The organism is Rhodococcus sp. C-2, from assembly GCF_027854095.1.
Taxonomy (GTDB): domain Bacteria; phylum Actinomycetota; class Actinomycetes; order Mycobacteriales; family Mycobacteriaceae; genus Rhodococcus_F; species Rhodococcus_F qingshengii.
In genome coordinates this window covers 189,538-201,279 of the sequence record NZ_JAQGFI010000008.1, presented here as the reverse complement: position 1 = coordinate 201,279, position 11,742 = coordinate 189,538, and the positions used below count along the sequence as shown (strand labels likewise).

Annotated in this window: 6 protein-coding genes; 3 read left to right on the top strand and 3 right to left on the bottom strand. The window is 65.6% G+C overall.

Annotated elements, in window-relative coordinates:
- Nucleotides 1-29 precede the first annotated feature (29 nt).
- From PCS43_RS18730 to PCS43_RS18720, 3 genes are all read right to left on the bottom strand, one after another.
- On the bottom strand, nucleotides 30-1,277 hold the full coding sequence (locus tag PCS43_RS18730) for a hypothetical protein (protein WP_007726685.1): 1,248 nt from the start codon (nucleotides 1,275-1,277) through the stop codon (nucleotides 30-32).
- Nucleotides 1,278-1,388: 111 nt separating this feature from the next.
- Nucleotides 1,389-3,824: a LuxR C-terminal-related transcriptional regulator gene (locus PCS43_RS18725; RefSeq protein ID WP_007726686.1), complete on the bottom strand. Its 2,436-nt coding sequence runs from the start codon at nucleotides 3,822-3,824 to the stop codon at nucleotides 1,389-1,391.
- A 14-nt stretch (nucleotides 3,825-3,838) separates the two neighbouring features.
- Nucleotides 3,839-5,566: an Hsp70 family protein gene (locus PCS43_RS18720; protein ID WP_007726687.1), complete on the bottom strand. Its 1,728-nt coding sequence runs from the start codon at nucleotides 5,564-5,566 to the stop codon at nucleotides 3,839-3,841.
- Nucleotides 5,567-5,901: 335 nt separating this feature from the next.
- Between PCS43_RS18720 and PCS43_RS18715 the strand changes: the two genes are divergently transcribed.
- The 3 genes from PCS43_RS18715 (at nucleotide 5,902) to PCS43_RS18705 (ending at nucleotide 11,672) form a co-directional block, all read left to right on the top strand.
- Nucleotides 5,902-8,199: an IniB N-terminal domain-containing protein gene (locus tag PCS43_RS18715; RefSeq protein WP_209907894.1), complete on the top strand. Its 2,298-nt coding sequence runs from the start codon at nucleotides 5,902-5,904 to the stop codon at nucleotides 8,197-8,199.
- A 123-nt stretch (nucleotides 8,200-8,322) separates the two neighbouring features.
- Entirely contained in the window at nucleotides 8,323-10,191 is a 1,869-nt protein-coding gene (locus PCS43_RS18710; protein ID WP_209907897.1) for a dynamin family protein, read from the top strand.
- Nucleotides 10,188-11,672, top strand: coding sequence for a dynamin family protein (locus PCS43_RS18705; protein ID WP_042452229.1), 1,485 nt, complete (start codon nucleotides 10,188-10,190; stop codon nucleotides 11,670-11,672). The genes PCS43_RS18710 and PCS43_RS18705 overlap by 4 nt, the downstream gene beginning before the upstream one ends.
- Nucleotides 11,673-11,742: the final 70 nt, after the last annotated feature.

Here is an 11,742-nt window from a genome sequence, read left to right as displayed (position 1 = left end):
CCTATTGTCGGCAAGTCGAATTATTCTGTCTAACTTGGCATTCCGGGTCTCGGGGCCAATGGCATGACGGGCATGTCGGGATTCGGAACCACCGGATCGGTTGTGTCGGTCGGGTTGGACGGCTGCGTCGGCGTTGTCTGTGTATCAGTGGGGGCGGTCACGGCGGGAGTGTCCGGGGTATCCGGATCGACCGGATCCAGCGGTCCGACGACCGGCGGCAGGTTCTCGATCCGAAGGGGATCGATCTGGATGGTGATCGGCGATCCCTGTTGCGCGGGGACGTTCGCCGTAGTGGATTTCTCTGTACCGGTGCCCGGACTCACCGGAATGGGCTGGGATTCGGATGAGGTCGATTCCGCTTCGGATGCCCACGACTGCGCCGTCGGCTGCGCGCCGAGAGCGGGTACTTCCGGTGGGGGTGAGGTCGCTGATTGCGTGCCTGTCCCGGATGAACTCGTCGGGGTGGCAGCTGTGTCCGTCCCGGGGGACAGGGAAGATTGTGCGTCGAGAATCCTGGGTGCTGAAATGGTCGGAGTGTGTCCGATGATGACCGCGGCCGCGCAACCCGACACCGTCAGAAAGACTGCGGCGGCTGCTGCGGCGATGATCGGTCGGCGCTCCGACCGCCACTGGCGATTCAGCCAACCGTCGATGCTCGGTTCTTTCGTGACCGGTGCCTCCACGCCGGATTCCGGCTCCGGTTCGATCAGAACGAACGGCGGAAACTCTGCGGGGGTGTCTTCTGGCTCAAAATCGGTTGGCTGGGGTTCGGGACAGGTAGAGGTGATCGAGAAGGGTGCGGCCAACGCTGCGGCTCCGCGAGCAGCACGGTCGTCGGCGTGCGGATCCGCGAGCCAAGCCGCAGAGGCTTCATCTTCTGAAATCAGTTCGACGCCGTCGAGATTCATGCTGTCGAGTGCGCCGCGCAGTACGTCGACGGAATCGCTCGACCAACCCGCGGGGATCACCGCAGAGATGTTCAGGTTCTGATCGGTGAGTGTTCGGACTTCCTTGACCAGGCAATACATTGCTGTCGCTACCAGTTCCTCCCCTCGCGTCATGTGCTCGGAGAAGTTGTCGGTATCGTCGGTGCCGACCCTGTCGAGGAACCCGCGCAACCCGGTGGACCCCGCCGCGGTTCCGCCTAGCTGCACGGTGCCGTCGGGGGCGTGGTGCAGAACCGATTCGCGTTCGAGGGTCACCAACTCCGAGTCAGGTCTCGCGATCGCAGCAATGCTTCGTTTGTTGCCGACGGCGAGTCCGACTCCCCACTTCATAGCGATCCCCGTTTCACAGTTACCGAACTTTGCTCGGCAGGCATGTCCTGATTGCTGTGAAAACTATCACTTAAACGGATATACGCAACCCTCTGGACAACATGCAGCTAACTACTTGTTCGACGGTGTCATGCTGCGAAGGATGGTGAGCAGTTCCGAACGAGACTGCGCCCCGACGCGCCGCTTGATGCGTGCGACATGGTGCTCGACGGTTTTAGCGGAGATGTAGAGGCGTTCGCCGATTTCCCGATACGTCAGTCCGACGACGACGAGTTCGGCAACTTCTTGTTCGCGCTCGGTCAACACCGACGGTGGCGCCGCACTTGTGGCGGTATCGGTTGCACTTGTCTCGGCCGTCGACGTTGTGCGTAGCGAGCGCGCAACGTGGAGCAGTGCCGTGGCCGATCTGGTGTCCGGGGTGCGCAGCGCTGCTTCGCCGGCGAGGCGAGCGGCGTCCCACGGGAGTCCGATCCGACTGAGCGTTCGTGCGGCGGCTTCGACACCGTCTGCGTCGACGTTGCCTTGCATGAGTAGGAGCCACTGGCGTCCGGCGATCGCCAAACCGGCTGCGTAAGTGTGAGTTTTGGCTGATTCGGCGAGTGTATGGGCGTGTGGGAGGAGATCGGCCGGCGACTGCGAGAGGATCGACGCCTGGACGCCGTACCAATGCAGCGGCGACGACCACAGCGGCGGCTCGCCGAGCGCGCGGAGGAGTGAGCGCGCGTCGTCGACGAGATGCTCGACCTGCTCGGTCTCCTCGAGCCGTACTGCCGCGAGCCACAGTTCGCCGATAGGAAGCAGATTGAACAGATCAACGCTGCAGGACGAGAGGGTGCCTGCCGCGCCCGACCAAGCTCGACGCAGCTGGGCGAGATCGCCGGAACGCCGAGCGAGACCCACGATCAGAGCATGCAGAAACAGTGCGTCACGCTCACGGAGGGGGCCGCGGACTACCTCCTGCGGTAGGTCTTCGAGAATCGCGTCCTGCCCGCGGACCATCGCGATCCAGGCGCCGAGGAGGTGAAGTCGCGCCCACGTGTGGCTGCTTGCGTCGTCGGCGGCGATCGCGGCCGTGACGACAGCGGCGGCCCGTTCATGGGCGCCGTTGTGCAGGAGTGCGAGAGCTACCAGCGCCGGGGCGGAATCAGGCTGGAATTCAGATGTGTCGGCTCCGCCGGGGAGCGAGAGTGCGCGCGACATCGTGTTGAGCGCACTCGGCGCGCTCCCGGTGACCGATTGCATCAGTCCGTTGGCCAGTGTGGTAGCGCCGACCGTCGAGCTCGACGGTGATCCTGTGTGTCCGGTGAGCGCGGCGTTCGCGTCATCGACCTTGCCGATGCCGAGGAAAGTGATTGCGGCGAAGGGGGATTCGTTTCCGGTGCGCCCTGGCCCCAGCCAGGTGTAGAGATCTGCAGCGGCGCCGAGTTGGCCGCATGCTGCGGACGAAGCTGCGCGGATTCGCACCGCCGCAGCCAATCTCGCGTCGTCGAGATCGGGTGCGGCGATGACGGAATCGGCCAGACGGCAGGCAGTGTCGAGGTCACCACTGCGAGCCGAGACCTGGGCGTACAGCAGCGTGTCGGCCACGCCGAGAGGCTCGATCGAATTCACGCGGCGAAAGAGATCTGCCGCGACCGCCGGCGTGCTCGCCTCGACGGCGTCTCGTAGTACACCCGTGAGATCGCGGTGGCGGATTCCGGAGTCGAAAAGTCTTCGTGCTGTGTCGATATCGAGGGTTCTCGTGTGTGCGCGTGATTCGACGATTCTGATCAGCTCGCTGCGGATACGCCCGGTGCTCGTCGACTCGGCGAGTACGCTCGCGACGAGTGGTGATCGCGAACCGAACAGTCCGGTCGCCAGTGCCCGGTCGAATGCAGCTGTGAGGCTGAACTTCTCCTGTCCCAGATCGAGCTCGAAGGCGTCGATGTCCGGGACGGCGAGTGAAACTTCGAGGATCTCGCGCTCGATCGGATGCAGAGCGGTGACCTGGTGGAGGATGTGTGTGCGTATGGCGTTCGGCATTTCCAGGCGGCCTGCCGAGGCGGCGGCGAAGTACGCTTCGATCGCCCCGAAGGAACCACCGGACAGATGCTCGAGCGCCACCACGGCGCGGTCGTCGAGCGGGACTCTTCGCTCGGCCGCGATCTTCCGAATATCGTTTCGGTTCAACGGGTTCAGATGCAACACGGTGCCGAAACTCGAGATGTTCGAGTAGATCGGTGCGAGTGGTGGATCGATCCGATCGGAGGCTACGACAACTCCGAGGTCGTCACGTTGGACAAGCTCTTTCAGGGCACGGATTTCATCGGAGGTCAGAGCTTGCGCGTCCGCGATCACCACAATCGCGTCGGCGGGGACGTCATGCGTGACTGCGGTGACCACGGGCTTGTCACCCGATTCGATTCGCTTCCGTACAACCCTCGTCACTTGGGGCCGAGCGCTGGCATCGGTCCCGGTGACGAACAGGCGCAGTGGCGATGCAGTCAGGTCGACGTCTCGCAAAAGTCCTGCGATGAACGACGATTCGGTGCCGTTGTCACGGTTCATCGAAAGACCGCCGGTCAGCGGATCGGTGCGGTGACGCCGCCGACGACACCACCGACCACGTTTCCGACACCACCGACGACGTTACCGAGACCTCCGACCACGCCGCCGACTCCGTTGCCGACACCGTCGACCAGACCGCCGACTCCGTTTCCGATGCCGGTCGCAGCGTCACCGACACCGGTCCCGACGCCGGCTCCAGGCGCGGGTGCGGGTGCTGGTGCCGGGGCGGGAGCAGGTGCGGGCGCCGGGGCGCCGGGTGCGGCAGGTGCAGGCGCCGACGGAGCGGTCTCGCCCGGTGCGGGCGAGGATCCCGCCGGTGCGCCGGCAACCGGAACTGCCCCCGGCGCCGTCGTCGAGCCGCCTGCGGCAGCAGGAGAACCGGGCTGATTGCTTTGAGTGCCGTTGTTCGCAGTCGTGGATCCGGTGCCTGCCGCTTCCGCTGCCGTGGTGCTGCCGGGAGTAGAGCCCGCGGTGGTCGAAGCGGTCGAGGAGGTGGACTCGCTGGTGGTGTTCGCCGAACTGGACGGAACGTTGATCTTGTCCATGGCAGTTCCGATTCCGAGCCCGCCTGCGGCGAGCACGATGAATGCTCCCACCACTGCAGCAACGACGCCGACCCTCGACGAGCGTCGAGTCGCCGTGTTCTCTTCTTCGGTCGGCTCGGCAAGCAACGGAGTGGAGAAGGCGGGAACCGGTGCGGGCTTGCGAGACGGCTCGGCGGGAATCACTGCAGTGGCAGCGGCCGGCACTTGCGAGTCTCTGGCGTCGAGTGCGAGGGCCGCGGCGCCGGACGCCGCGCACGACGCTGGATCGGCGTCGGCGATCACCGGGACACGAAGCTCCGCCGACAGTAGTTCGGCGACAAGGGGAATGGACGAGCTTCCGCCGGCCAGGACAACCTGATTGACGTCACTGGACTCGACGCCGGCAGATCGCAAGCTTTCGCGAACCAATGCCACCGATTCGGTGAGGGCGGGCCGGATCAGATCTTCGAGTTCGGAACGAACGAGTCGAACGTCGCTGACGGCACCGGGAAGCGCCACGCGGGCAACGGTTTCCGTCTCGGTGGAAAGTTCCTCCTTGGCTGCGCGGGCATGCTCGCGCAGAGTTTCCAGCGCTGCAATCGTCTCGGGTGCAAAGGGATCAAGGGTTGCGAACTGGTCGGAAACCGCATCGAGCAGGTGAACGGTGACGAGGTGATCGAATTCGTCGCCGCCGATGTCCTCGCTGCGCAGCGGCTTACCGAATATCTCGCTTCGTCCGTCGGTCGTGGACATCATCGTGACGTCGAGCGAGCGAGCACCGAGGTCGTAGACGACGGTCAGACCGTCGCTGACGACAGTTCCGGAAGCGGCGAGCCACGCCATGACGGCTGCGGGTTCGGCGACGAGAGTCGCCCCGTGAATTCCGGCGTCGTCCAGAGCGGACTCCATGGTGCGTGCTGTGTGGCGGTTCCACCCCACCGGGTGAGCCAGGACGACAGTTGGCCCTTCGTTACCGCCGGCCTGGTCTACCAGTGCGCCGACCGCTGTCGCCGCGAGAGCCTCGCCGCGGTACTCGGTACCGTCGGCGGCAAGTATCGGAATCGGGTCCCCGACGCGCTCGACAAATCCGGTGATGACGGATCCGTCGTCCAATTGCAGCGCACTGGGTAAGCGGACCTGTTGCGTTTCACCGGTCGAGCCGTCGGTGACAGCTACGAGAGTGGCCGAACCGATGCTGATGCCGAGCCCTGCCGCCATGAACGAACTCCCCTGGTCGTGGGCGACAGAAGGACTGTCGCGGTTGTCTGCGATGTCGGTTTCAGGACCTAGATCGTTACCGGATCGGAGGCGTCGCGACGAAGTAGGGGACCGATCCCCTAATCGGGGCAAATCCCCTATTCCGACCGGGCGTAGCCCAATGGGGGGCTTCCCCACCTGTCCCTGGAGAAGAGGGGGGTGCTCCCCGTTGGCCCCAGTCGCAAAAGTTCTTAGCGTTGATTCCACTCGCTACCTCTGGCAGCGCACCAGTTTCCGGACCACCGGCAACTACCCACCGGCAACAACCCGGTCAACGAACTTCAGGAGAACCCGCCATGGCAACGAACGCCGTACTCGAATTCATCCTCGGGCTACTTCGTGACGACGAGGCAGCTGCCAACTACTGCGCCAACCCGACCGCGGCACTCGATGCTGCCGGTCTGTGCGACGTCAGCCCCGCCGACATCGTCGCGGTCGCTCCGCTGGTCGCCGAGTCCGGACTCTTTGCCGGTGGCGGCGCCGACCTGTCCGCGATCGTCAACGCCGGTGCGTCCGCTGCCGGTGCAATCGGCGGCGGTCTCGGACTCGGCGGTGGTCTCGGTGGTGGACTCACCGGTGGTCTCGGTGGTGGCCTCGGCGGCAGCCTGGGTCTCGGCGCCGGTGCAGGAATCGGAGTCGGAGGCGCCCTCGGCGGCCAGTTCGACCTGGTCGGCGACTTCGCAGCAGCCCTCAGCGCTGCGCTTGCCATCGGTGGCGAGATCAGTGCCGAACTCGGCGCAGCATTCGGCGCTGTGATCGAAGCCGGTCTCGGTTTGGGCGGCGCACTCGATCTCGAAGGAGCTCTCGATCTGGGCGCACAGCTCAGCGCGGCTCTGGGCGGCGCCCTCGGTGTGACCGGCGGCCTGACTGCGGAGCTGGGAGCAGCCCTCGACGCCGCGATCGGCGCAGTCGGCGGACTCGACCTGACGGCAGGGCTCAGCGGAGCTCTCGCACCCGTATTCGCCATCGGTGGTGACCTCGGAGCCGATCTCGGCCTGGCTCTCGGTGGACTCCTCGGCGGCGCAGCAGACCTCAGCGGTCTCCTTGACATCGGCGGCGAACTGGGCGCGAGCCTGACCGGCGCACTGGAATCCGCTCTTGCACTCGGCGGCGGCCTGGATCTTGCCGGCGCTCTGACAGGCGACCTCAGCACGGCATTGTCCGGCGCGCTCTCGGGCGTCCTGGGAGCCGGCGGCACGATTGGCGCCGATCTGGGTGCATCGCTCGGTGGCGTCCTCGGCGCGATCACGGATGTCAGCGTTCTCACCGATATCGCGGGCGGCCTCGATCTCGGTGCTGCCCTGAGTGGCGCCCTCGGCGGAGCACTCGGCGTCGGCGGCGGTCTGGAAACTGCATTGGGCGGCGCACTCGACGCAGCACTGGGTCTCGGCGGCGGACTCGACCTCGACGCCGTACTCGGCGGCGGCGCAGACCTCGGCGCGCAGCTCAGCGCGGCACTCTCCGGCGCCCTCGGTGCCGGCGGAACGGTCGGAGCCGACCTGGGTGGCGCACTCGGTGGACTGCTCGGGGGAGCACTCGACCTCGAAGGTGGTCTCGGCGCAGACCTCGCGGCAGCTCTGGGCGGAGGCGCGAATCTGTCGACGGCCCTCGAGGGTGTTCTCGGTTCGGCACTCGGCGTCGATGCCGGGCTCGCGGGCGGTCTCGGCGGCGCTCTCGACGCAGCGCTGGGCGCAGGCGGACTTACCGGAATCGACCTCGGTGGTGCACTCGGTCTGGGCGGTGAAGCAGGCTTGGCAGCCGGTGTCGCTGCGGCTCTCGACACCGCCCTCGCAGGTGCAGGCGGCTTGGGTGCTGTCGGTTCCGTGGGCACGGACCTGACCGGCGCGCTGGACGGTGCGCTGGGCGCGGGCCTCGGGCTGGGGGGCTCTCTCGACAGCGTTCTCGGTGCCGAAGGTGCACTCGGTGGAGCGCTGGACACGGCACTGAACCTCGGCGGAATCGACACCGGTTCGATCGGTGCCGACCTGCCCTCCGTCGACCTCGGCGCTGTGAACCTCGGCCCGATCTCCGCTGAACTGCCTTCCGTCGACCTCGGAAGCATCGCGGCAGAAGGCCTGAACCTCGGCGGTGTGACCGGCGACCTCGGAGCAACTGTGGGCGGCGCGCTGGACGCAACAGCAGGTCTCGACGCAACAGCAGGTCTCGACGCGGCCACGAACGCTGCGGCCGGTTTGGGTGGGTCGCTCGGCGGAGCACTGAACGGCATCACCGATCTCGGTGGATCGCTCGGCGGGGCTGTCGGAGCAGTCACCGACGTGACGGGTTCGATCGGTGCCGACGCAGCCGCAGCTGCCGGTGGCACAGTCGACGGCGGCGGTACCGTTGGCGGCGGCGGAGTCGCTGACCTGGGCGGATCCCTCGGTGGAGCAGTGAGCGGAGTGTCCGACCTGACGAGTTCGTTGACCGGTGCGCTGAACCCGTGGTCGTCGATCGATGCGACCGATGCTTTCGGTTCGGGTTCCACTTCGGGTCTGAGCGCCGATACCGAACACTCGCTCTTCGCCGAGGATTCGGTTGCAGCGCCGGTCGATCACATCGACCCGGTTGCGGTTGTCGATCACCTGCATCCCTGATCTGCTGACGCAGGAACTGAAATCGGTCAAAATGACCTGATGTAACAAATCCGGCCCTGCGCGCGCTATGCGTTCGCAGGGCCGGATATTCGAGTCGGGAAGAATTGCGGGTCAACGTAGCTCATGAGTGATTCAGCGAGTCAGGTAAGCAGCCGGAAGGCGCGCGTCGCGTCGTCGACGGCGTCGTTGCTCGAACGAACAGCCGTCGTGGCGAAGGATTTCGGGCGCACGGATCTGGTGCGCCGACTCGAGAACGCTCAGGTGAGAGTCAACGACCCGCGTATTCGCATCGTGGTGGTCGGACCCCTCAAGCAGGGCAAGAGCCAGTTCGTCAATTCTCTGCTAGGCATCGACGTGTGCTCGGTCGGTGACGACGAGACCACGGCCGTGGCGACGGTAGTTCAGTACGCGGAGACCGCGGTCGCCGAACTGATTCTCGCCGATCCGGGTGCGGCGCCCATTCGGGTGCCCCTCCCGCTCGAGGAACTGATGGGGATCACCCCGGCCACGCCTCGCGCCGAAGGGCGTGAGGTTCTGCGTGTGGAAGTGGGTGTTCCCAGTCCGCTGTTGGCCGACGGTTTGGTTCTGATCGACACTCCCGGTGTCGGCGGTCACGGAAATCCTCATGCTGCAGGAACATTGGGATTGATCACTGCGGCCGATGCAGTGTTGGTGCTGTCGGACTCCAGCCAGGAGTTCACCGAACCGGAGCTGGGATTCATCCGCCAGGTCGTCAATCTGTGTCCTGCGGTAGCCGGGCTGATCAGCAAGACCGATCTGTACCCGCACTGGCGGCAGATCCTCGACGCCGATCGCGGACATCTCCAGCGTGCCGGGTTGGATCTGCCGCTCATTCCGATCTCCTCGGTACTGCGCTCGCACGCGCTGAGGCTGGAGGACAAGGAACTCGAAGCGGAATCCGGATTCTTGGACCTCTATCAGTTCTTGCGGGACAACGTCGTTGCGCGTGCCGAATCGAATACTCGACGCGCAGTTGCGATGGATGTGCGTTCTGCGGCAGCGCATCTGACGTTGGAGATGGGCAGTGAGCTTGCGGCGCTGAAGGATCCGTCGACCGCTCAGGCAGCGGTCGCGGGACTGCAGCGTGCCCGGGCAGCGGCCGAGGAACTGCACAAGAAGACCTCACTGTGGCAGCAGAGCCTCGGTGACGGCATCGCAGACCTCGCCGCCGACATCGATCACGACCTCCGGGACCGGTTGCGCCGGGTGACCCGCCAGGCCGAGGAGACGGTCGACGAAGGCGATCCCGGTAAGGACTGGGACGTCGTGGGGGAGTGGCTCGAACAGGAGATCGCCACCGCGATCGGTGACAACTTCGTGTGGGCGCATGATCGCGCACAGTGGCTGGCAGAAGTTGTGGCGCAGCACTTTGCGGAGACCGGTGACGTCGCGCTCCCGCATCTCGACGTCGCCGACACCGACGGTTTCCTGGAACCGGTCGGTGCATTGGCGGACCTCGAATCCGGCCGAATCGGCATCACTCAGAAAGTCCTGGTCGGCATGCGCGGCTCGTACGGCGGCGTGCTCATGTTCGGCTTGATCACCACGATGATGGGCATGGCTCTGGTCAACCCGATCTCCATCGGCGCCGGGGTTCTGCTGGGCACCAAGGCTTATCGTGAAGACAAGCAGGCTCAGGTGCTCAAGCGTCGCGCTGAGGCGAAAGCGGCCATCCGACGGTTTGCCGACGACGTCAGCTTCCAGGTGGGCAAGGAGTCGAAGGACCGCCTGCGCCTGGTGCAGCGACTCCTGCGGGATCACTTCACCGACATCGCCGAGCAGGCGCTGCGCTCGATCAACGAATCCCTCCGCGCCACTCAGGAAGCCGCGCAGTTGGAATCGAGTGAACATGCCGCTCGGATCAAGCGTCTGGAGACCGACATGCGCGTCGTCGCGGAGCTCGACGCCGTTGCCGGAACGCTGATCGGCGAAACTCCCGCTCCTGCCTCGGCAAAGGTGACCAACGCATGAATGCCACGACCACCGTGACCGCAGTGGAGTCGGCACACGCCCTGATCGACCACGCCAGACGTGCCTACGCCGATCAGCCGCAGACGCGCGCCCAGTTGGAAGAATGTGCGGCCAGGCTCGACGAGCCACTCCGGGTGGCGCTCGCCGGCTCCCTCAAAGCGGGTAAGTCGACGCTGCTCAATTCGCTTGTCGGACAGGATATAGCGCCTACCGACGCGACGGAATGCACACGCGTCGTCACCTGGTATCGGAACGGGACGACGCCGCAGGTGACCGCGACGGCCGAGAACGGTGCCGAGTTCAACGTGCCGGTGACGCGCCGCGACGGCAGGCTCACGTTCGATCTGGGCGAGTACACCGCAGACTCGGTGGACCGCATCGACGTCGACTGGCCGTCTTCGGCATTGGCTCGTACGACGATCATCGACACACCGGGCACCTCGTCGCTCTCGACCGAGGTCTCGGCCCGCACCTGGGACATGCTCGTTCCCGACGGTGAGGCACCGGGCGCGGATGCAGTGGTCTACCTCTTGCGGGCTCTCAACGCCAGTGACATGCAGTTCCTCGGGAAGATCGCGGATCACGTGGGCGGAGAATCCGGGCCACTCGGAGTGATCGGAGTGCTCTCGCGTGCCGATGAGGTCGGCGCAGGCAGGCTCGACGCGTTGTCTTCGGCGAAGGACGTCGCGGCGCGATTCGCCGAGGAGTTGGAGCGAACCGGCCTGTGCCAGTCGGTGGTTCCGGTGGCAGGTCTACTCGCGCTCGCTGCTCGGACGATGAGGCAGAGCGAGTTCGCGGCCTTCTCGGCGCTCGCGCAGGTTCCGGCCGAGGATCTGAGCCTTGCACTGCTCTCCGCGGATCGCTTTGCCAGGCAGGACAGTCCGCTGCCGGTCGATGCGGCGATGCGGGCGCAATTGGCCGATCGGTTCGGGCTCTTCGGAATTCGCCTCGCCGTGACGTCGATCAAGTTGGGGGCGACCGATTCACCGTCCCTGGCGGCCGAATTGTTGGAGCGCAGCGGCCTGGACGAACTGCGTCAGGTGATCGACGTTCAATTCGGGCAGCGGGCAGATCAGCTCAAATCGCACACGGCGCTGGTGACGCTGGGAAGAATCCTCGAAGCCGATCCGAGCGAGGAAGGCGATCAGATCGCGGCGGAGGCGCAACGGTTGCTTGCCGATGTTCACGGCTTTCACGAACTTCGCCTGCTCGGGCGTCTTCGTTCGGTACACACGGATCTGCCACCCGACGACCTGGCACAACTGCAAAGACTGATCGGCGGCTACGGAATCCGGGCAAGTGACCGGTTGGGCTGCGAACCGGAAGAATCGCCGGAGGTGCAGCGTGCGCGGGCCACGGCGGCTGTCCGCAGATGGCGCGAGTTGTCCAGACATCCGCTCTTCGACAGGTTCACCTCGCGCGCCTGCCTGGTCGCCGCCCGCAGCGCCGAGGGCGTCCTGGCTGAAATTGTGCCCGAATAGGGACCCGTTCACTATGCGAGCGCCGGACGAGGGTTCTATCTTGAGTTCGGGATGATCCGGACATAACTCC